Source organism: Mesorhizobium sp. M3A.F.Ca.ET.080.04.2.1, assembly GCF_003952525.1.
Taxonomy (GTDB): domain Bacteria; phylum Pseudomonadota; class Alphaproteobacteria; order Rhizobiales; family Rhizobiaceae; genus Mesorhizobium.
Map to the genome: position 1 here is coordinate 2,377,866 of NZ_CP034451.1, position 20,463 is coordinate 2,398,328.

A 20,463-nucleotide genomic window follows, 5' to 3' on the forward strand; every position below is an offset into this window, starting at 1 on the left:
ACAAGAATTTACACGCAGCTGTGCGCAATCGCGTGACCGAGGTCTTTTACAAGTATGACAAATTTACAGCGCCCCTTTGTCAAACGCAACACAGTTTTTCCCTTATTTCAGCGGCTGCCGCGCGGTTTTTCTCGCCTGTTTCGCAGCGCAATGTAAATGATGTCATATACAACGGATGCAGAAGCCAACTCGCCGACGCGCCGTCCAAGGCAGCCATCAACGATCTGGAGTAAGAAATGACTGACTTTTACAACCTCGTCCCGTCCGCGCCGGAAGGCCGTTTCGACGGTATCGAGCGTCCGTACTCTCCAGCGGACGTCAAGCGGCTGCGCGGCTCGGTTCAGATCCGCCAGACGCTTGCCGAAATGGGCGCGAACCGGTTGTGGAAGCTCATCCATGAGGAAGACTTCGTCAACGCGCTCGGCGCCATGTCCGGCAATCAGGCGATGCAGCAGGTGCGGGCCGGGCTGAAGTCGATCTACCTGTCGGGCTGGCAGGTCGCGGCCGACGCCAACACCGCATCCGCCATGTATCCCGACCAGTCTCTCTATCCGGCCAATGCTGCGCCTGAACTGGTCAAGCGTATCAACCGCACGCTGCAACGCGCCGACCAGATCGAAACCTCCGAGGGCAACGGCCTTTCGGTCGAGACCTGGTTCGCGCCGATCGTCGCCGATGCCGAAGCCGGCTTCGGCGGGCCTCTCAACGCCTTCGAGATCATGAAGGCCTTCATCGAGGCCGGCGCGGCGGGTGTCCATTACGAGGACCAGCTTGCATCGGAAAAGAAGTGCGGCCATCTCGGCGGCAAGGTGCTGATCCCGACCGCGGCGCATATCCGCAACCTCAACGCGGCGCGCCTGGCGGCCGACGTGATGGGCACGCCAACGCTGGTCGTGGCGCGAACCGATGCCGAGGCGGCAAAGCTGCTCACCTCGGATATCGACGAGCGCGACCGGCCATTCGTCGACTACGACGCCGGACGCACGGTGGAGGGTTTCTACCATGTCAGGAACGGCATCGAGCCCTGCATCGCCCGCGCCGTCGCTTATGCGCCGCATGCCGACCTCATCTGGTGCGAGACCTCGAAGCCGGATCTCGCGCAGGCGAAGAAGTTCGCCGAGGGCGTGCGCAAGCACCACCCCGGCAAGCTGCTCGCCTACAATTGCTCGCCATCGTTCAATTGGAAGAAGAACCTGGACGATGCGACGATCGCAAAGTTCCAGAAGGAGCTCGGCGCCATGGGCTACAAGTTCCAGTTCATCACGCTGGCCGGCTTCCACCAGCTGAATTTCGGCATGTTCGAACTGGCCCGCGGCTACAAGGACCGGCAGATGGCGGCCTATTCGGAACTGCAGGAGGCCGAATTCGCGGCGGAGATCCACGGCTACACCGCTACCAAGCACCAGCGCGAGGTCGGCACCGGCTATTTCGATGCCGTGTCGATGGCAATCACCGGCGGCCAGTCTTCGACCACCGCCATGCACGAATCGACCGAGCACGACCAGTTCAGGCCGGCGGCCGAGTAACAGAAGAAACTTCAGAGGAAACGCCTGCGGGCATTCACATCGAGGAGAACAGCAATGGCATCGATCAGCCGCGTCAAGGAAAGGGCCGAGGAACAATCGAGCGCGATGAGCGTCGATCAGCAGGCAACGATCCGCATGCTCGCCAATGACCTTCATCGGCTCAATCAATCGGTGATGAAGGCAGTCGAGGCCGGCGTTTCGGTGGAACTGGTGCGCTCGGCCAGGCATCATGGCGGCGATGGCAACTGGGGTGACCTTCTGATCCCAGTCATCGTCACTCATCAAAACCATAGCTGACGTAACGTCAACGATCTCCACCAGAGTCTCCCGCACACAATACCTGCGGGAGACTGTCACCTTTTTCCGAAACGCTGCGCAGCGCTGGATTGGACTTTTCCTAAATTTTCGAATTTCTTCCAATATTGTCGATTCCAACCTTTTCAGCTTGACAGCGCGAGCCACCTCACGCCAATTGCGCCTCGAGTTTCAACCCTGCATTGAAACTGAGAGGAGCGCCCGCCTGCCAATGTCTCCGATGCATCGTGACACCAAGCCCGAAAAGCAACCAACGCCGGCGCACGGCAGGGCGGGGGCCGAGCTGCCGATGGATTTTTCCAAGGTACTTGTCGTCGGAAAATCGTCAATCAATCGGGTGGTGATCTCGAAGATCGTGGAGAAATCGGGACTGAAGCCGATCTCGGAGTCGCCGGAAACCGCAGCAAAGGCGCTCAGCGCCTTCGCTCCCGCCGCCATCGTCCTCGATGGTGGCGCAGACAACAAGGACTGCGACAAGCTTCTGGCCGCGATAGAGTCGCTGCGGCGCTCATCGGGCAAAACGTTGCCGTCGGTGATCCTGCTTTCGACCGCCTCCGGCACACCGGAAAGCGTCGGCCTGCCGAACGTGGTCGATGCCGTGGTAGCCAAGCCGATCACGCCCGAAAGGCTGCAGCCGGTGATCGACCGAGTCGTCGGCCGCCGCTAAGGTGCATCGCGCCGACGGGTGCACGCTTTTCACGACATGCTATAAATTTGCCGGCTCAGCCAGTCTTAGCGATGCTTTCAATCAATGCCGGCAACTCGCCGAGGTCGGTGATCTGGCGAAAGCGCGGCGCCGCGACGGGCGGCTCGGCATGCTCGACGGCCCATGTCAGCTCATGCGGCACATGGATGCCCCAGCCGCCCGCTTCGATGACCGGAACCACGTCGGATTTGAGCGAGTTGCCGACCATCATGCTTTTCTTCGGCCCGTCGCCATGGCGGCTGAAGATACGGGCATAGGTGGCCGCGCTCTTGTCGCTGACGATTTCGACGGCATCGAAAAGATCGCCGAGACCCGATTGCGCCAGCTTGCGTTCCTGGTCGAAGAGGTCGCCCTTGGTGATCAGCACCAGCCGATAGGAGCCGGCGAGCCTTTCGACCGTCTCGCGCGCATGCGGAAGCGGCTCGATCGGATGACTGAGCATGTCGCGGCCGGCAGCAAGAATCTCGGCGATGACGGGAGCCGGCACCCGGCCTGCGGTGACTTCGATGGCTGTCTCGATCATCGACAGGGTGAAGCCTTTGATGCCGAAGCCGTAGACGGCAAGGTTTCGCCTTTCGGCTTCGAGCAGCCTGGCGGATATATGCTGCTGATCGCCGTGCTCGGCGAGCAGCCCGGCAAACCGTCTCTCGGTCATGCGGAAGAACTGTTCGTTCTGCCACAGCGTATCGTCGGCATCAAAGCCGATGGTGGTCAGATGGGAAGCGGACATTGCAGAACTCGCCTTGCGGATAGGCTTCATCTAGACCTTGCGAAGCCGCGCCGCCAGCAAGAAGACGAAGCGCAGTGTACCAGGCGGACTGCCCAGCGGGCGCTTGCCCGCGCCAGGCGCCTCCCCTTCCCTTCCCCCGCGCGCCCCGGCTATACTTCGACATCCGCAACACAATCTGGTGAATGATGCCGCCTGAAAAAAAGGAAGTCCGTCCGTCGAACCGGGGGGGACGCGTCCGCACGCCTGCCTTCTTGAAAAACCAGCGCGGTGTGAAGAACTGGAAGGAAGCCAGCGCCTGGCTTGAATGGCGCGGCATCGAGGACATCGAATGCATCACGCCGGACCAGGCCGGCGTCGCGCGCGGCAAGATGATGCCGTCGAAGAAATTCACCTCCAACACCTCGCTGGCGCTGCCCTCGGCCGTGTTCATGACGACGATCTCCGGCGGCTATCCGGAGGACGGCAACGGCTTCCGCTATCCGGAAGACGACGGCGACCTGAAGCTCTTGCCCGATCTGTCCACCCTGACCGTCGTGCCGTGGGAGGAGGACCCGACTGCGGCGGTGATCTGCGATCTCGTCCACCAGGACGGCCGCTCGGTCGAGTTCACGCCGCGCAATGTGTTGAAGCGTGTGCTTGCGGCCTACGCCGACCGCGGGCTGAGGCCGGTGGTGGCGCCAGAGATCGAGTTCTACCTGGTGCGCAAGAACCCGGATCCGGACTATCCTTTGACGCCGCCCGTCGGGCGCTCGGGGCGGCCGATCGGCGGCGGCGCCGGCTATTCCATCGCCGGCGTCAACGAATTCGACGAACTGATCGACGACATCTACCATTTCTCGGAGCGGCAGGGGCTGGAGATCGACACGCTGATCCACGAGGAGGGTGCCGGCCAGCTCGAGATCAACCTGCGCCATGGCGATCCGATCGAACTCGCCGACCAGGTGTTCATGTTCAAACGCACCATCCGCGAGGCGGCGCTGAAGCACGAGATTTATGCCACCTTCATGGCCAAGCCGATCCAGGGACAGCCCGGATCGGCCATGCACATCCATCAGTCGGTCCTCGACCGGAAGACCGGCAGGAACATCTTCTCGGCCGAGGACGGCTCGGAGACCGAGCACTTCTTCCATTTCATCGGCGGCATGCAAAAACATGTGCCGAATGCGCTGGTGATGTTCGCGCCCTACGTCAATTCCTATCGCCGGCTGACGCAGGCCGCGTCGGCGCCGGTCAACACCCAATGGGGCTACGACAACCGCACGACGGCGTTCCGCGTGCCGCGATCGGACCCCGCGGCGCGGCGCGTCGAGAACCGCATCCCGTCTTCCGACGCCAATCCCTATCTGGCGCTTGCCGCTTCGCTAGCCTGCGGGCTGATCGGCATCACCAACAAGGTCAAGGCTTCGGCCCCGGTGCTGACCACCGCCAACGAGGACGAGATCGACCTGCCGCGCAACTTGCTCGAAGCGGTCGACCTGTTCGAAGGCGACAGGGAGCTCGGCGCCATCCTCGGCAAATCCTTCGCCGCCACCTATGCGGCGATCAAGCGGGCCGAGTTCGAGACCTTCATGGAAGTGATCAGCCCGTGGGAGCGGGAGTATTTGTTGCTGAACGTGTGAGTGGCGACTTCGTGGCGTGGTGAATGGTGAATAGTGAATGGTGAATGGTTTCATCTTGGACGGGTGAAGCACGCGTCGTGGCTTTCGCAACCCCTTTCATTCACCATTCACCATTCACCATTCACCGACGTTCCCATGCCCTACCAATCCCCCATCTCCCCCGGCCGGTCCTGGTATGAGGACACGGCCGGTGCTCGTCCCGAGTATCCGGCTCTCGACGGCGATCGCCAATGCGACGTCGTCATTGTCGGCGGCGGCTTCACCGGCCTGTCGGCGGCGGCGCATCTGGCCAAGGCCGGCACCAATGTCGTGCTGATCGACGCGCATCGCTTCGGTGACGGCGCATCGGGACGCAATGGCGGTCAACTCGGCACGGGCCAGCGTGCTTGGGCCGAGGAGCTCGAGGCCGAATACGGCTTCTCGCGCGCCAAGGCGTTGTTCGACCTGGCCGAAGAGGCCAAGGCGCATCTGTTCGATTTCGCGGCCGCCAACCGGATCGAGATCGACTACATGCCTGGCCAGCTCTCGGTGGCGCATAAAAGGCGCTACGTCGATCACTACAAGGCGCATGCCGAGATCATGGCGCGCCGTTTCGGCTATCCGCACATCTCCTTCATGGATGCCAGCGAGACTGCCGAGCGGCTGGGTTCGACGCGTTACTTCGGCGGCACACGCGATACGGGGACCGGACATATCCACCCGATGAAGCTGGTGACCGGCACGGCCAAGGCGGCGGCCGCGGCCGGCGCCGGCCTGTTCGAGCGGACGCCGTCGACCGGCATCACCTCCAGCAGCGGCAAGGTGAGGGTGACGACGCCACGCGGCACGATAACGGCCGAGAAATGTCTTGTCGCCGTCAACGCCTATGGCGGCACCCTGGAAACGGTGAGCGCATCGCACATCATGCCGATCGGCTCCTTCATCGGCGCGACCGTTCCGCTCGGCGCCGACTCCAAGGTGCTGCCGGGCGGCGAGTCGGTCGACGATTCCCGCTTCGTCGTGCGCTACTTCCGCAAATCGAAGGACGGCCGGCTTTTGTTCGGCGGCCGCGAGATTTACGCCGTCAACGACCCGAAGGACATCCACATCCACATCCGCCGGCAGATCGCAGAGCTCTATCCGGCTCTGAAGGATGTCGAGATCACCCATGGCTGGGGCGGCTATGTCGGCATCACCGTGCCCAGAAAACCCTTCGCGCGCCAAGTGATGCCGAACGTGATCTCGATCGGCGGCTATTCCGGCCATGGGGTCATGCTGTCGAACTTCTTCGGCAAGCTCTATGCCGAGACGGTAGGCGGCAACCGCGACCGGCTCAAGCTGATCGAAGATCTGAAGATCCCCGCCTTCCCGGGCGGCCGTCGCTTGCGCGCGCCCCTGCTGTTCCTGGCGCTCAACTGGTTTGCATTGCGCGACAGGATTTGAGGCGGGTGCGCGGCGGAAGCTGTGTAAACCCCGACCTTCCTTCCCCTGCGGCATGTTGTCGAATCCTTAACAAAGGCGCAGAATTTCAAAAAAAGGCGCACTGATGCCATAATCGCCGGCAAAGGATGCCGGTTCAGGGCGATAAAAACGGGGATTTGCGGGCATACCGCGTATGTTTTTGGGACCGACGCCGGTCGAACGCCGTAATTTCAGGCGCTGATCGAGAAGAACGTCGGCCCGTTGTTGGAGGTGGTCTAAGTGAACGAGCCCTTCAGTTTCGGTGCGCCGGAACGGCGTCTCTTTGCCGTGCAGTTCGGCTATGATGTACGGCCATCGTTCTGGCAGAATGTCCAATCGAACGCGCATCTGGTCATTGCGGCCGTCGGAACCGTAGCGCTGCTTGGCGTAGCCGGCGTGGCGCTGTGGCTGGCGTTGCCGGGCAGCGACAGGCAAGCCTTGGCGAGCGCTGCACAGGCTGTCCCGGCAGTTCCGGTCAAGACGACCAAGGTCGCTCCGGCGGCAGCGAATGTGGCAGTGACCGTAGCGGCCGCGCCGCAGGCCGCGCGCAAGGCCGACGCCGTTTCGCCCGCCAGCGTCTCCCGCGACGCCGACATACCGGCGCTGGCATCCAACAGTCCCCGCTGGACGGGCCCGAGCACCGAAACCGCCTCTGTCCCGGCCGAGACTGCGCCGGCCTCATCCGATCAGGCCGCCAAGCAGCCGCCCGAACCGAAAGAAGCCGCAGCCGCCTTTGCCGAAACCGATGCAAAAAGCGATGCTTCGAAGGCCCTGTCACAAGTGGCGGCGCCTGAGCCAGCGGACAACAAACCGGCGGACGATCAAGCGGCCGACGACCAGCCGGCGGCAGACGACACGGATAGCGCCCGCACCGCAGCCATCCCTCAATCAAAGCCGCAAGTCGCGGCGGCCGAAGCGGCAGCGAGCGAAAGCGAAGACCCGGCCACGCCTGATGCGAGCGCTGCCGAAAGTGGTCGCATCGTCAAGGCAGTCACCATGCGCACCGGTCCGAAAAAAGGCGCTGCCGCAATCGTCACGATACCCGCCAAGACCTCGGTGCAGGTGGTGAACTGCAAGAAGTGGTGCGAGATCGTTTACAACGGCAAGCGCGGCTGGGTCTACAAGACCTACGTCAAGACCGGCGCCTGATCTCGCCCGCACCAACGGGCTCAGCCCTCAGCCGCCAAAGAGCCTGCGGAACCGTTGGCGGCGACGTTCGAGTCTGCGATTCCTGGTAAACTCGCGATGCTCTTCGAACGGCACTTCGAATAAACCGCAGTCCTGGCAGCCTTCCTTCTTGCCGCAGGCCGGGATCCAGCATTTGACGTCGTGCTTCCAGGCCAGCGCCACTCTTTCCAGATGAAGGTTCGGTGCGCTCTTGAGGAGTATGAGTTCGCCAGGCACGGCAGTTTTCTTGATGTGATCCGAGACGTCCTTCGGCGTGCGGAGCTCAACGAACCGGCCGCATTCCCGGTCAGCCTGCGGCGCCCGCGAGCGATGCGCGTTGTCGCCGGTGTAGATGATCTCATCGGCGATCTCGCGCGCGGCCGTGTAGGCTTGCGCATATTTTCGGGTGGAACCCCCATAATCCGAGATCTGGCCAAGGACGATGCGCTTTCGTTGGACCGTCGCCTTGGCAATCATCTCGAGGGCAAGATTGATCGAATGCCAGGGCGCCTTGGCGGAGTCGACGATGAATCTCGGCCCACCTTCGACCGACACGACCTCGCAGCGGTTCAGCAGCGGCTGAAACGTCGCCACCGCGGCCTGCACATTTTCCTTCGGCACGCCAAGCTCAAGCGCGGTGGCCACCGCCGCAGCAACCGGCAGCCAGAAATGTTCCGCCGGAAGGTGTGTCTTCAGCTCGAGCTTGCCGCTCCGCCAATGGATCGAAAGCGCCAGCCCGTCCGGGTAGGCTGCACCGACATCGCTCACGCGATAATCCGCAATTTCGGAAACACCGAAAGTGATGAAGCGGTGTCGAAGGCCCGAGGCCATGCCCATGACGTGCGGATCGTCGGCATTTAGGACGGCGAGCCCGCCAGGCTCCAGTGCGTCGATCAACGCGCGTTTTTCCCGCGCCACATTTTCCAAAGTCCTGAAGCTTGCGAAATGTTCGAGCCGCACCATGGTCACCACGGCCACATGCGGCTTCAGCATTTCCGCCATCGGCCTGATCGTGTCGACGCCATAGGCTCCGGCTTCGAAGACGACGTAATCGACTTTGCCAGCTCGCCCCATGCGCTTGTACAGCGTGGCGACCAGCGACTTCATCGTGTTGGCCAGAACCTGGGTGTGGACCGTGCCGTGGCTGGCCAGAACCCGGCCAAGCAGGCTTGCCGATGTCGACTTGCCGGAACTGCCGGTGATGCCGATGAAGATCGCGCTGCTTCGCGCACGCGCGCGGTTAGCTCGATAGACCCTGAAGCGTCGCGTCAGCGCTTCGCGAATCCTCCGCAATCCGGTGTTCATCGCCCCGCCAATCCAAGAGCCTTCGCCGTTATGCCTCTCGCCGGTTCGTGAAGTCAAACGGGAGCGCTACAGCCCAGCCACCCGGGTCTCGGCGCAAATCCGGATGACGCGCACCAGGAATTGCTTAGATACAGCGCCCGCCGTCGACCTCCAGCGCCACGCCGGTGATGAAGGCGGCTTCGTCTGAGGCCAGCCAAAGGGCTGCATTGGCAATGTCGAGCGGCGTCGAGAGCCGGCCGAGCGGGATCGAGGCGCGGAACTTCTCGCGGATCTCGGGCGTGTCCGCGCCCATGAATTTCTCCAGCATGCCGGTTTCGCCAGCCACCGGGCACAAGCAGTTGACGCGGATGTTCTTCGGCGCGAGTTCGACCGCCATCGACTTGGTCGCGGTGATCGCCCATCCCTTGGAGGCGTTGTACCAGGTGAGGCCCGGCCTCGGGCGGATGCCTGCCGTCGAGGCCGTGGTCAGGATCACGCCACCGCCCTGACGTTCCATGATCGGCACGACGGCGCGCGCCGAATGGTAGATCGCCTTCATATTGACGGTCGTGATCAGGTCGAAGGTTTCTTCGTCGACGCTCAGCATGTCGCCGTTGCGATGCGTATAGCCGGCATTGTTGACCATGATGTCGATGCGGCCGAAGGCGCTCGTGGCGGCATAAACCATCTCGTCGAATTCCGAGCGAAGAGAGACATCCGTCTGGGTCCAGATGGCACTGTCGCCGATTTGCTTTGCCACATGCTCGGCCCCCTTGGCATTGAGATCGGCGACGACGACCCGCGCGCCCTCTTCAGCGAAACGTTTCGCCATGCCTGCGCCGAATCCCGACGCCGCGCCGGTGACGATGGCGACCTTGTTTTCCAGACGCTTGGTTGTCCCGGTCATTGAAGATCACCTCGCAAGTTGCATCGGAAGCATGCCCGGCGTCGGACGTCATGCGCCTGCCACTTCTGCCTCAAAGGCGCGTCGCGCGGAACGGATTCAGTCGACGTGCTCCAAGTCTCTGTTTCGGTACATGTCGTTCTCCAAAACCGCTGCGCATTTTTGGGCGGCATGCATTAGCTTTCGTCACATTCACGCTTTAGCTTGCAGCCGCGAGTGCTGCCGGAAGCAATCACTTGCCGACAAGCCTTCCGGTTGCGCCAGTGTCAAGCGCCAGTATTGAGGAGACATGTCGACCGAACCGGTCTCAATGCGATCCGCCCCTGGATGTGACACCATGACACTGGACGATTTAAATCGATTAGATTATATCCGGGCTCGCTAACGGCGACCGGCATCAAATTGGACTGACCATGACCAGCCAGATCATTCCCGTCGAGCCATTCGACTTCATCATCTTCGGCGGCACCGGCGACCTGTCGGAACGCAAGCTTTTGCCCTCGCTCTACCACCGCCAGCGCGGCCATCAGTTCTCCGAGCCAACCCGCATCATCGGCACGTCGCGCGCAAAGATGACCGATGGCGAGTTCCAGGCCTTCGCCAAGCAGGCGATCTCCGACCACGTCAAGCCGGCGGATATCGATGCGAAAGAGGTTGAAACCTTCCTTGCGCGGCTGTCCTACGTCCCGGCGGACGCGACGACGGGGGCAGGCTTCGAGGAGCTCAAGAGGGCGATCGGCGACAGCCAGTGCATCCGCGCGTTCTACCTCGCGGTGGCGCCGGCGCTGTTCGGGGACATCTCGCATCAGCTCAAGAAAAACCAGCTGATCACGCCGAACTCGCGCATCGTGCTGGAAAAGCCGATCGGCCGCGATCTCGCCTCGGCGCGCGCGCTCAACGATGCGGTGGGCGACGACTTCCACGAAAGTCAGATCTTCCGCATCGATCACTATCTCGGCAAGGAAACGGTGCAGAACCTCATGGCGCTGCGCTTTGCCAATGCGCTTTACGAGCCGCTCTGGAATTCGGCCAATGTCGACCATGTGCAGATCACGGTCGCCGAGACCGTCGGCCTGGAGGACCGCGTCACTTATTACGACAAGGCGGGCGCGCTGCGCGACATGGTGCAGAACCACATGCTGCAGCTTCTGTGCCTCGTGGCCATGGAGGCGCCGTCGTCGATGGACGCCGATGCGGTGCGCGACGAGAAGCTGAAAGTGCTGAGGGCGCTCAAGCGCATCAACGGCAACGAGGCGCCGAAACAGACGGTGCGCGGCCAGTATCGCGCCGGCGCCTCGGCCGGCGGTCCGGTCAAGGGCTATGTCGAGGAACTCGGCAAGGACAGCAACACCGAGACCTTCGTCGCCATCAAGGCCGAGATCGGCAACTGGCGCTGGGCCGGCGTTCCCTTCTATCTGCGGACCGGCAAACGGCTGGGGACGCGCGTTTCCGAGATCGTCATCGAGTTCAAGCCGATCCCCTATTCGATCTTCGGCGACAGCGCTGGGCCGATCTTCGCCAACCAGTTGGTGATCCGTCTGCAGCCGGACGAGGGCGTCAAGCAATACATCATGATCAAGGATCCCGGGCCGGGCGGCATGCGGCTGCGCCAGATCTCGCTCGACATGAGCTTCGCGCAATCCTTCGACGGCCGCGCGCCTGACGCCTATGAGCGGTTGATCATGGATGTGGTGCGCGGCAACCAGACGCTGTTCATGCGCCGCGACGAGGTGGAGGCGGCCTGGAAGTGGATCGATCCGATCCAGAACGCCTGGGAAAGCGCCAGGCAGGAAGCGCAGGGCTACACGGCCGGCACGTGGGGGCCATCGGCCTCCATCGCGCTCATCGAGCGTGACGGACGGACATGGCACGAGAGCAATTGAACCAGCCCGCCTACAGCTGGAACGGCTTTGGCGACCGCCAGCAGCTGGCGGCAGCCCTTGCCGGCCAAGTCGCTGCCCGGCTGACCAGCGCGATCGCGAAGCGCGGCACGGCGCTGCTCGCCGTTTCCGGCGGTACCACGCCGGCAAAGTTCTTCGCCGCGCTCTCCCTGATGCCGATCGCCTGGGACAATGTCACGGTAACGCTGATCGACGAGCGTTTCGTTCCTCCGTCTTCGCCGCGCTCGAATGCCCGACTGGTTGCGGCCAACCTGCTGCAAAACAAGGCTGCGGCAGCGCGTTTCGTACCGCTCTACCATGAGGCGGCAAGCATCGAGGAGGCGGCGGGATCGGATAGCGAGGCGCTGAATTCGCTGCCCTGGCCGCTCGACGTCGCCATTCTCGGCATGGGCGCCGACGGTCACACTGCATCGTTCTTTCCCGACGCCGACAATCTGTCAGCATTGCTCGACCCCTCCGCACAGCGGATCGTGCTGCCGGTGCATGCGCAAAGCGCCGGCGAGCCACGGCTGACACTGACGATGGCCAGGATCATCGCCGCCGACTTCCTCGCGCTCCACATCGAAGGCGAGGACAAGCGGACTGCCTTCGAGGGTGCAATGGGACCGGGCGCGGCGAAGCCCATTCGCAAGGTGCTCGAAGCCGCGCCGATACCGGTTGAGGTGTTCTGGGCACCCTGATTTTACTGAAAAAGGCCCTGGCGAACAGGGGAGGACGTTCTCCGGGGCTCGAAAGGACAGACCATGACAGCCAGACGCGACATCGAAGCCATCACGGACCGTATCCGCCAACGCTCGAAAGCCGGGCGCGAGGCTTATCTTGGCCGCATCGCGGAGGCATCCGGCCGCGCCGCCAACCGCGCGGTGCTGTCCTGCGGCAATCTCGCTCACGGCTTTGCCGTCTGCAGCCCCTCGGAGAAGATCGCGCTCGGCGGCGACCGCGTGCCGAACCTCGGCATCATCACCTCCTACAACGATATGCTGTCGGCGCATCAGCCGTTCGAGACATTCCCGGCGCTGATCAAGGAAGCGGCGCGCAAGGCCGGCGGCATCGCCCAGGTGGCCGGCGGCGTGCCGGCGATGTGCGACGGCGTCACCCAGGGGCAGCCGGGCATGGAGCTGTCGCTGTTCTCGCGCGACGTCATTGCCATGGCGGCGGCGATCGGCCTGTCGCACAATATGTTCGACGCCGCGGTGTTCCTCGGCGTCTGCGACAAGATCGTGCCGGGCCTGGTGATCGCGGCACTGACCTTCGGCCATCTGCCAGCGGTATTCATCCCGGCCGGGCCGATGACGTCGGGCCTGCCGAACGACGAGAAGGCCAAGGTCCGCCAGCTCTATGCCGAAGGCAAGGCAGGCCGCGCCGAACTGCTTGAGGCCGAATCGAAATCCTATCACGGGCCGGGCACCTGCACCTTCTACGGCACCGCCAACTCCAACCAGATGCTGATGGAGATCATGGGCTTGCATACGCCCGGCGCCTCCTTCGTCAATCCGGGCACACCGCTGCGCGACGCGCTGACGAAGGAAGCAGCCAGGCGGGCTCTCGCCATCACCGCGCTCGGCAATGCCTACACGCCGGTCGGGCGCATGATCGACGAGCGCTCGATCGTCAACGGGGTGGTCGGCCTGCATGCCACGGGCGGCTCGACCAACCACACCATCCATCTGATCGCCATGGCCGCCGCAGCCGGTATCGCGCTGACCTGGCAGGACATTTCCGATCTGTCGGAAGCCGTGCCTCTGCTGGCGCGCGTCTATCCCAATGGGCTTGCGGATGTGAACCACTTCCATGCCGCTGGCGGGCTCGGCTTCCTGATCCGCGAGCTGCTCGACGAAGGCATCCTGCATGAGGACGTGCAGACGGTCTGGGGCGAAGGCCTGCGGCCCTACGCAGTCGAGGCCAGGCTCGGCGCCGATGGCAGCGTGGTGCGCGAGGCGGCGCCGCCGAAAAGCGGCGACGAGAAGGTGCTGGCGCCGTTCAAGAAGGCGTTCCAGCCGACCGGCGGTCTAAAAGTGCTGTCGGGCAATCTCGGCCACGCGGTGATCAAGACCTCGGCCGTGAAGCCCGAGCGGCGGGTCATCGAGGCGCCGGCAAAGGTCTTTCACAGCCAGCAGGCGCTGAATGATGCCTTCAAGGCCGGCACGCTCACCGGCGACTTCATCGCCGTCATCCGCTTCCAGGGTCCGAAGGCCAACGGCATGCCGGAGCTGCACAAGCTGACCACCGTGCTCGGCATCCTGCAGGATCGCGGCCAGCGGGTCGCGCTGGTGACCGACGGGCGCATGTCGGGCGCCTCAGGCAAGGTGCCGGCGGCGATCCATGTGACGCCGGAAGCGGTCGAGGACGGGCCGATCGCTCGCATTCACGACGGCGACATCATTCGCCTCGACGCCGATGCCGGCACGCTCGAAGTGCTGGTGCCGGGCACGGAATTCGCGCTGCGCCGCACGGCGGACGCCGATCTCATCGGCAATGAGTTCGGCTTCGGCCGCGAATTGTTCGCCGGGTTCCGGCAACTGGTCGGCCGCGCCGACCACGGCGCCGCCGCCTTCGCAAACGGCTGAAGGACGTCTTGTTACAAAAAGGGCGGCTTGCGGCCGCCCTTTTTGGATCGCCACGTGCTCTCTATTGCACGGTCAGCTCGGCTCGCTCGCCGGCCTTGACCGTCACTGTGGCTTCCTTCGAGCTGTTGTCCGATTTTTCCGAGACGACCGTGTAGTCGCCCGCCGGTATCGCCGCCTGATACTTCTGGTCGTATGCATAGCCAAGCGACTTGCGATTGCCATTGATGTCCTTCTCCATCTCGAAGACCTCGATCTTCGAGGCCCCGGGCGCGGTGATCGCAAGCACGCCTGCCTTCATGTCGGCATTCACATCCTGAAGTTCGCCGACCTTGACAGTAAACGGCTGCTCGACGACGGCGAGATCGACCGTCGCGATCAACACGTAGTCGCCGGGCGGCAGATCGAACTTGCTGTCGGGGCCGTAGGCGTAGGTCACCTCTTCCCTGGTGCCATCGATCTTCTTTTTGGCCTTCAGGACCTTGAAGCCAATGCCCGAAGCGTCCGCCTTGTCGCCGCCGGCAACATAGTAGGCATTGGCAACGACATGGCCGACGCCGGCGATCATGTCCTTTTCGACGGTTTTGCCGGCGGCGACCGGGATCGTTTCGGTCACCTCGCCCTGCCCGATCTTGACCGTCACGTTCTCGTCGCCGGCCGGCAGCACGACCTTGGTGGTCCCATAGTAGGTCGCAGGATGGTCAGCGCCCGGATAGTCGATGACGACGGCGGCGCCATCGACAACGTCTGCTCCTTCGCTTGGCCGCGGATGAATGATGAGCGTTCCGGCATTCAAGATGAACAGAGGCTTATAGACCTGCGCCGCTTCGATCTTGACCTTCTGCTCGGATCTGGCCTCACCCTTGTGCGCCACGACGATGTAGTCGCCCGGCTCCAGATTGCCCTTGTAGGCGCCGTACTCGGTGGCGACGGAATCGCCGCGCGCGCCATCGGAGGCGGCCTTGTAGATTTCCCAGGCGTTGCCGTCGGTGATCGGATCGCCGCCTTCGGCAAGCACCACTGTCGGCATGAAATTGAATTCGGGCTTGGCCGGCTCGGGCGCCGGGGCGGGGGCCGGCTCGGGCGCTGGCGCCGGGGCTGGCGCCGCCACAGTCTCGACCAGCGCCTCCTGCAGCGCCTTCTCGTCCGATGCCTGGATGTACTTGCCGCCAGTGTTTTCGGCGAGGCAGGCGATCTGCTTGCCTTCGTCGGCGGTGAGCCCGAAGCCGACCACGTCGGCGGTGAAGTCGACGCCGGCGGCCTCCAGTTCCTTGCCGAGCGCGCAAGGATCACCGCCGCAGGTCTCCAGCCCATCGGTGATGAGCACGACGGTCGCCTTCTCCTCGCTGTATTTCAGCGCTTGCGCAGCCTGCTTGACGGCAGCCGTGAGCGGCGTCTTGCCGAGGAATTTCATGCTGTCGGCGGCCGCCGAAATCGCGCTTGCGGAACCGGCCTGCGGCGGCACGATCAACTCGATGTCCTCGCAGCTGCCCTTCTGGCGATGGCCATAGGCCATGAATCCGATCTCGTCGTCACCCGGCACCGACTGCAGCACGGTGCGCAGCGATTCGCGCGCGATCTCGAGCTTCGGCTTGCCGTCGATCTGGGCCCACATGGAGCCCGATGCGTCGAGAATGATGATGACCTTGCTGGCGGCAAAGCCAAACGTCGTCATCGACAAAAGGAGGATCGCCGCAGCGATGCTCCGTGCCAGTCCCGCCATGAAAATCTCCTGAGTGAACCCCCGTCCGCGTCCGGAAAGCTATTTGACGCAGAGTCAGGATACAAGCCTGCGGGTGGCGCTTCCTGTGCAGATACTCACTTGTTCAGCCCGAATATCAATAGGTGGTGCGGCGCTCTTCGGACGGCGGGCGGCCGAACTGCAGCCGGTAGCTCTGCGCGAAATAGGAGTGCGAGGTGAAGCCGGTGGCGATCGCGACATCGAGGATCGGCATGTTGGTCTGGCGCAGCAATTCGCGCGCCCGCTCGAGCCTGAGCCGCATGTAGTAGCGGCCCGGCGTCACGTTGAGGTGACGCAGGAACAGGCGTTCGACCTGGCGCACGGACAGCCCCGCCGACTTGGCGAGCTGCACCGCCGAGAGCGGCTCGTCGAGATGATCGGCCATCAGCTCGACGATGCGCCGCAACTTTTCCGATTTGCCGGTGAGATCGCGCTCGGGACCGACGCGCTGGCGGTCGCCGGCGGAGCGGATGCGCTCGTGCTGGAACTGGTTGGCGACGCCGTTGGCGAGGTTCGAGCCGAAATCGCCGCGCACGATCTCCAGCATCAGGTCGATCGAGGTGGTGCCGCCGGCGCAGGTGTAGCGCTTGCGGTCGATCTCGAAGACATTGCCGGTGCAGTTGATATCGGGGAAGCGCTCCATGAAGCCGGCGCGGTTCTCCCAGTGGATGGTGCAGCGATAGCCGTCGAGTTGGCCGGCCTCGGCGAGCAGGTAGGAACCGACCGACAGCGCGCCGAGCGCGTTGCCGCGCCGGCCCCAACTGCGCAGCGCCGCCAGCACCTTGCTCTTGCCGGGGAATTCGGTGGTGAGCCCGACCGAGACGAACAGGATGTCCACCGGCGGCATGTCGGCGACGGAGTAGTCGATCTTCAGCGGCAGCCCGTTTGAGGCCATCACCGCATCGCCGTCCGCCGATATCGTCGTCCAGCCGTAGAAATCGCGGCCGAGCAGACGGTTCGCCGAGCGGAAGCAGTCTATCGCCGCGGCAAGCGAGAACATCGAGAACTTGTCGACCAGCAGGAACCCGAACTGCCGGCCGCCCTGAACGGGATCGTTCATGACCGGCCGTTCGAGAGGAACATGGTTCGGCAAGGACGCTGCTTTCTGATCAGAAGGACGGTCGCTTCAATCCGGCGGCGAGGTAGGCGGAAGCTACAGTGTTGGCCATCAGCATGGCAATGGTCATCGGTCCGACGCCGCCGGGAACCGGCGTGATGGCGCCGGCTGCTTCCGCCGCCCCGGCATAGGCGACGTCGCCGACCAGCCGCGACTTGCCTTCGCCCTTCTCAGGTGCGGGAACGCGGTTGATGCCGACATCGATGACGGTGGCGCCGGGTTTTACCCAATCGCCCTTGACCATTTCCGGGCGGCCGACAGCGGCAACCAGGATGTCGGCGGTGCGGGCAAGCGCCGGCAGGTCCTTGGTGCGGCTGTGGGCGATGGTCACTGTGCAATTGGCGGCAAGCAGCAGGTTGGCCATCGGCTTGCCGACGATGTTGGAACGGCCGACCACGACCGCGTTGAGGCCGGAGAGATCCTTGCCGCGCACGCGCTCGATCAACAGCATCGACCCGGCCGGCGTGCAGGGCACGAAAGCCGTCTCGAGCTCGCCGGTGCCGAGCTTGCCGACATTGATGAAGTGGAAGCCGTCGACATCCTTTTCCGGCGCGATCGCCTGGATGACCTTGCCGGAATCGATATGACCCGGCAGCGGCAGTTGCACCAATATGCCGTGGATGGTGGAGTCGGCGTTAAGATCGTCGATGATCTTCAGCAATTCGGCTTGGGTGGTCTCTGCCGGCAGCGTGTGCTGGAGCGAATGGAAGCCGCATTCCTTGGCGGTGCGCGATTTCGAGGCGACATAGACCTGGCTTGCTGGATCCTCGCCGACGATCACCACCGCCAGGCCGGGCTTGGTCGCGCCCCTGGCCGAAAGTTCCGAGGTCAGCGCCTTGACCTTGTTGACCACATCCTCAGCGACACTCTTTCCGTCGATTACTTCGGCCATGAACCACCTTCGATACCGTTCGTTTTGGGCGGCATTTTCACGAAAATTCGGCCGGGCAATCCCGCCAAAGCGCCGTCACATGCCGTAAACTCGAAACCGGCATGCTTTTATCCGCGACAAAGCGTTTTAGAAATAGCGGCGGCGAGAGCGGCTTTCAGTCAGCTCGCGCACGGCCTCGCGGAATTCGCGCAGGCTGGCCCGGATCTCGTCGATCTGTTGCTGCTGGTCGGCTTGCAAGGCCTGGCTCGTGTCAGCCATTGGTGGCCGTGGATCGGACGGCCACACAGGCGGGACTTTGGGATCGACAAGCTGTCGCGCGGGCTGCGCGTAGCCCGGTTGCCGCGCAGCGGGATCGCCATGCGACAGCTTGGAGCCTCGGTCGATTCGGGCTGGCGTCGCGGGCTGCGGCTGGCGAGCCTCTGATACAGGCGACCTGACCGCACCGCCTGCCGGGATTCGTCCCATGTCAGCCGATTTCTGCGATTTTCGCGGCATCAGGCGGCGCACGGACGAGATCAGTGAGCCAACCAAGCCCGGGCGATCCGTCTCGGCGACTGCCGCTGGTGGCGCGGCAACGGGCATCAACGCAGCGGCTTGGTGGGCCCTGTCCTCGAAGGCAGGGCTATATTCCTTGACGCTGCCGCGCGAGCGGGCGTTGGCGGTCTCGCGCAGGCTTGCATAGGCGCCGCGGAGCGCGCCCAGGCCAATGCCGGCGAACAGGCCAAGCAAGAGGCCGGCGAGCGACACCACGGCACGCGACGGTCCCTTGGCTTCGAGCGGAGCGTAGGCCGGCGAGATGACGTTGATATTGGCGGTGTTGATGTCCTTCTGCTCTCCTGTTTCCTTGGCGCGCAGCAGGAATTGTTCGTAGACGGAGCGCTTGGCAGCGGCCTCGCGCTCCAGTTCGCGCAGCGAAACGAGATCGTTGTTGACGTCGCCGCTCTGCACCTTGGCCTGCGCCAGGCGGGACGCGAGGTCCTGCTCGAGTTGCACCGAGCGCTTCAAGTCGACCTGCAGCGAAGAGGCGATGCGCTGCAATTCGGCGCCGATGCGCTCGCGCGCGCCGGCGAGCTGGGCATTGAGCGCCTGCAGCTCCGGATGGCGCGGCCCGAGCTTCACCGCGGCGCGATCCGCCTCCTGTTTCAACGCCGCGTATTGCGAGCGCAGTTCGCCCATCGTGTTGCAGTTGATTTCTTCCGGCAGGGTGCCGTTGAGGACTGAACTGACGTTGAGCGACCGCGCCGATGCGGCGCGTGCGTTGAGCTCCAGCGTGCGGGCGCGGGCGACGGAAAGCTGCTCGTTGAGTTTCAGCATCTGATCGTCGCTGATTAAATGGCCCTGCGCATCGACGAGATCGTGGGTCGCCCTGAAATCCTCGACCTTGCGCTCGGCCGTCTCCACGCCCTTGCGCAGTTCGTCGAGCCTCGCCGTGAGTTCTTCGGTGGCCCGGCCCGCCGTCTTGGACTGGATTTCGCTGGACGCCTGCTGAAAAGCCTTGATCATCGTGTTGGCGATCAGCGCCGACTTGTCGGGATTCTGCGTGGTTGCGGTCACCGAGACGACGAAGGTCTTGCCGCCGCGCTCGACGTCCAGGCTTTTCGCCAGATTGCCGACCGCCAGCGCGCGCCTGCGCGCCTCGTCGGCGGAGCCCTGCGCATCGTGGCGCGACAGGATCGACCGGAGCATCGACATCAGGCCGATGCCGCCCCTGCCCTGGCCGTTGAACTCGGGATCGTTGGTGAGATTGAGCTTGTCGACGACGCTGTTGAGGACCGTGCCCGAGGTAAGGATACGGGTCTGGTTCTCGACGATGGCGAGCGTCGCATCCGAGGCGACCACGTTCTGCGTGAGGTCGCGATCGGTGAGCTTGAGATCGCGGGGGTCGACGATGACGTCGGTGGTGGCCTCGTATTTCTTCGGCGTCGACAGCGCGATGGCGATGCCAAGCGCGGCGCCCAATATGGTCGTGGAGAGGATCAGCGCCTTGGAGCGGGTGATGCCGCGAACGACCTGCATCGGGTCGATCAACGGTTTCCATTCCTGCGAATCGGGCCCGTCTTCTGCCAGTGCCCGCCGTGCATAGGAAGGCTCGGCATAGCGAGGTTCATATCCGGCCTGCGATTGGGAACCCGCGGAACCGCTCTCTTGGTCCAGTCGAGCCTGAGGATAGACGTCTAGCGCGGCCCAGTCGGGATGCGACTCATCCGAAACTATTCGAGGCGGATCGCGGCTGGGCTCCCCCGCATTTTCGGGCGAGGGATTGAGCCGCGCCTCGCGCTGCGCGCGCGCGGCGCGATGACGCTCCGCAGCGTCGTCGCGCCATGACTGATTTGCCTTGTCGCCAATCGACACCAGCGATGCGTCGTCTTCGCCGCGCATGGCCTGGCCAAGCGCCAGCAGCGAGCGCTCGCGCCTCCAATCGTCACGGTTATCCCTGTCGACCATTGTCTTGGAACTTGCTTCTCTGGCGGCTTGGGAGCGGTTGGGCCAATCGTTAAGCCACGCTAAACAGGCATAGGAAACAAAAAGTTAATTTTGGCTGCAGGAAAAGCTGGTT

At 63.6% G+C, this 20,463-nt stretch carries 16 protein-coding genes; 9 read left to right on the plus strand and 7 right to left on the minus strand.

Annotated elements, in window-relative coordinates; translation table 11 throughout:
• The first annotated feature begins 236 nt into the window (after nt 1–236).
• The 3 genes from aceA (at nt 237) to EJ074_RS11500 (ending at nt 2,508) form a co-directional block, all read left to right on the plus strand.
• A complete protein-coding gene (gene aceA, locus EJ074_RS11490) occupies nt 237–1,526 on the plus strand; it encodes an isocitrate lyase (protein WP_129553381.1) in 1,290 nt (429 codons plus the stop codon).
• 54 nt (nt 1,527–1,580) lie between these two features.
• Nucleotides 1,581–1,823: a hypothetical protein gene (locus tag EJ074_RS11495; RefSeq protein WP_095809259.1), complete on the plus strand. Its 243-nt coding sequence runs from the start codon at nt 1,581–1,583 to the stop codon at nt 1,821–1,823.
• Nucleotides 1,824–2,130: 307 nt separating this feature from the next.
• The gene (locus EJ074_RS11500; RefSeq protein ID WP_245454875.1) at nt 2,131–2,508 is read left to right on the plus strand and encodes a response regulator; all 378 of its coding nucleotides are present in this window, start codon (nt 2,131–2,133) and stop codon (nt 2,506–2,508) included.
• A gap of 55 nt (nt 2,509–2,563) precedes the next feature.
• Here EJ074_RS11500 and EJ074_RS11505 read toward each other — a convergent pair whose 3' ends face one another.
• Nucleotides 2,564–3,277, minus strand: coding sequence for an HAD family hydrolase (locus EJ074_RS11505; RefSeq protein WP_129553382.1), 714 nt, complete (start codon nt 3,275–3,277; stop codon nt 2,564–2,566).
• Nucleotides 3,278–3,459: 182 nt separating this feature from the next.
• On the opposite strand from EJ074_RS11505, the gene EJ074_RS11510 reads away from it, so the two are divergent.
• From EJ074_RS11510 to EJ074_RS11520, 3 genes are all read left to right on the plus strand, one after another.
• Nucleotides 3,460–4,896: a glutamine synthetase family protein gene (locus EJ074_RS11510; RefSeq protein WP_165349912.1), complete on the plus strand. Its 1,437-nt coding sequence runs from the start codon at nt 3,460–3,462 to the stop codon at nt 4,894–4,896.
• A gap of 135 nt (nt 4,897–5,031) precedes the next feature.
• The gene (locus EJ074_RS11515) at nt 5,032–6,318 is read left to right on the plus strand and encodes an FAD-binding oxidoreductase (RefSeq protein ID WP_129553383.1); all 1,287 of its coding nucleotides are present in this window, start codon (nt 5,032–5,034) and stop codon (nt 6,316–6,318) included.
• A gap of 258 nt (nt 6,319–6,576) precedes the next feature.
• Complete coding sequence (locus tag EJ074_RS11520) at nt 6,577–7,485, plus strand: SH3 domain-containing protein (RefSeq protein ID WP_129553384.1); 909 nt, start codon at nt 6,577–6,579, stop codon at nt 7,483–7,485.
• A gap of 27 nt (nt 7,486–7,512) precedes the next feature.
• Here the strand turns inward: EJ074_RS11520 and EJ074_RS11525 are convergent, their stop codons facing one another.
• Nucleotides 7,513–8,808, minus strand: a complete 1,296-nt coding sequence (locus EJ074_RS11525; protein ID WP_129553385.1) for a Mur ligase family protein — start codon at nt 8,806–8,808, stop codon at nt 7,513–7,515.
• A 124-nt stretch (nt 8,809–8,932) separates the two neighbouring features.
• Nucleotides 8,933–9,694, minus strand: a complete 762-nt coding sequence (locus EJ074_RS11530; RefSeq protein WP_095809286.1) for an SDR family oxidoreductase — start codon at nt 9,692–9,694, stop codon at nt 8,933–8,935.
• A gap of 410 nt (nt 9,695–10,104) precedes the next feature.
• On the opposite strand from EJ074_RS11530, the gene zwf reads away from it, so the two are divergent.
• The 3 genes from zwf to edd all read left to right on the plus strand — a co-directional run bounded on the left by zwf (nt 10,105) and on the right by edd (nt 14,159).
• Entirely contained in the window at nt 10,105–11,574 is a 1,470-nt protein-coding gene (gene zwf / locus EJ074_RS11535; protein ID WP_129553386.1) for a glucose-6-phosphate dehydrogenase, read from the plus strand.
• Nucleotides 11,556–12,272, plus strand: coding sequence for a 6-phosphogluconolactonase (gene pgl, locus EJ074_RS11540; RefSeq protein WP_129553387.1), 717 nt, complete (start codon nt 11,556–11,558; stop codon nt 12,270–12,272). The genes zwf and pgl overlap by 19 nt, the downstream gene beginning before the upstream one ends.
• Before the next feature lie 63 nt (nt 12,273–12,335).
• Nucleotides 12,336–14,159: a phosphogluconate dehydratase gene (gene edd, locus EJ074_RS11545; protein WP_129553388.1), complete on the plus strand. Its 1,824-nt coding sequence runs from the start codon at nt 12,336–12,338 to the stop codon at nt 14,157–14,159.
• Nucleotides 14,160–14,220: 61 nt separating this feature from the next.
• Here the strand turns inward: edd and EJ074_RS11550 are convergent, their stop codons facing one another.
• The 4 genes from EJ074_RS11550 to EJ074_RS11565 all read right to left on the minus strand — a co-directional run bounded on the left by EJ074_RS11550 (nt 14,221) and on the right by EJ074_RS11565 (nt 20,351).
• Complete coding sequence (locus tag EJ074_RS11550; protein ID WP_129553389.1) at nt 14,221–15,879, minus strand: VWA domain-containing protein; 1,659 nt, start codon at nt 15,877–15,879, stop codon at nt 14,221–14,223.
• Nucleotides 15,880–15,994: 115 nt separating this feature from the next.
• Entirely contained in the window at nt 15,995–16,957 is a 963-nt protein-coding gene (locus EJ074_RS11555; RefSeq protein ID WP_095809285.1) for a GlxA family transcriptional regulator, read from the minus strand.
• Between the two features lie 49 nt (nt 16,958–17,006).
• Nucleotides 17,007–17,906, minus strand: a complete 900-nt coding sequence (gene folD, locus EJ074_RS11560) for a bifunctional methylenetetrahydrofolate dehydrogenase/methenyltetrahydrofolate cyclohydrolase FolD (protein ID WP_129553390.1) — start codon at nt 17,904–17,906, stop codon at nt 17,007–17,009.
• 126 nt (nt 17,907–18,032) lie between these two features.
• Nucleotides 18,033–20,351: a GumC family protein gene (locus EJ074_RS11565; protein WP_129553391.1), complete on the minus strand. Its 2,319-nt coding sequence runs from the start codon at nt 20,349–20,351 to the stop codon at nt 18,033–18,035.
• Nucleotides 20,352–20,463 lie beyond the last annotated feature (112 nt).

What these genes read in the sequence shown, in the direction of transcription:
- aceA (WP_129553381.1), top strand. Translation starts at nt 237, where the DNA reads ATGACTGACTTTTACAACCTCGTCCCGTCCGCGCCGGAAGGCCGTTTC.
- EJ074_RS11495 (WP_095809259.1), top strand. Translation starts at nt 1,581, where the DNA reads ATGGCATCGATCAGCCGCGTCAAGGAAAGGGCCGAGGAACAATCGAGC.
- EJ074_RS11500 (WP_245454875.1), top strand. Translation starts at nt 2,131, where the DNA reads ATGGATTTTTCCAAGGTACTTGTCGTCGGAAAATCGTCAATCAATCGG.
- EJ074_RS11505 (WP_129553382.1), bottom strand. Translation starts at nt 3,277, where the DNA reads ATGTCCGCTTCCCATCTGACCACCATCGGCTTTGATGCCGACGATACG.
- EJ074_RS11510 (WP_165349912.1), top strand. Translation starts at nt 3,460, where the DNA reads ATGATGCCGCCTGAAAAAAAGGAAGTCCGTCCGTCGAACCGGGGGGGA.
- EJ074_RS11515 (WP_129553383.1), top strand. Translation starts at nt 5,032, where the DNA reads ATGCCCTACCAATCCCCCATCTCCCCCGGCCGGTCCTGGTATGAGGAC.
- EJ074_RS11525 (WP_129553385.1), bottom strand. Translation starts at nt 8,808, where the DNA reads ATGAACACCGGATTGCGGAGGATTCGCGAAGCGCTGACGCGACGCTTC.
- EJ074_RS11530 (WP_095809286.1), bottom strand. Translation starts at nt 9,694, where the DNA reads ATGACCGGGACAACCAAGCGTCTGGAAAACAAGGTCGCCATCGTCACC.
- zwf (WP_129553386.1), top strand. Translation starts at nt 10,105, where the DNA reads ATGACCAGCCAGATCATTCCCGTCGAGCCATTCGACTTCATCATCTTC.
- pgl (WP_129553387.1), top strand. Translation starts at nt 11,556, where the DNA reads ATGGCACGAGAGCAATTGAACCAGCCCGCCTACAGCTGGAACGGCTTT.
- edd (WP_129553388.1), top strand. Translation starts at nt 12,336, where the DNA reads ATGACAGCCAGACGCGACATCGAAGCCATCACGGACCGTATCCGCCAA.
- EJ074_RS11550 (WP_129553389.1), bottom strand. Translation starts at nt 15,879, where the DNA reads ATGGCGGGACTGGCACGGAGCATCGCTGCGGCGATCCTCCTTTTGTCG.
- EJ074_RS11555 (WP_095809285.1), bottom strand. Translation starts at nt 16,957, where the DNA reads ATGAACGATCCCGTTCAGGGCGGCCGGCAGTTCGGGTTCCTGCTGGTC.
- folD (WP_129553390.1), bottom strand. Translation starts at nt 17,906, where the DNA reads ATGGCCGAAGTAATCGACGGAAAGAGTGTCGCTGAGGATGTGGTCAAC.
- EJ074_RS11565 (WP_129553391.1), bottom strand. Translation starts at nt 20,351, where the DNA reads ATGGTCGACAGGGATAACCGTGACGATTGGAGGCGCGAGCGCTCGCTG.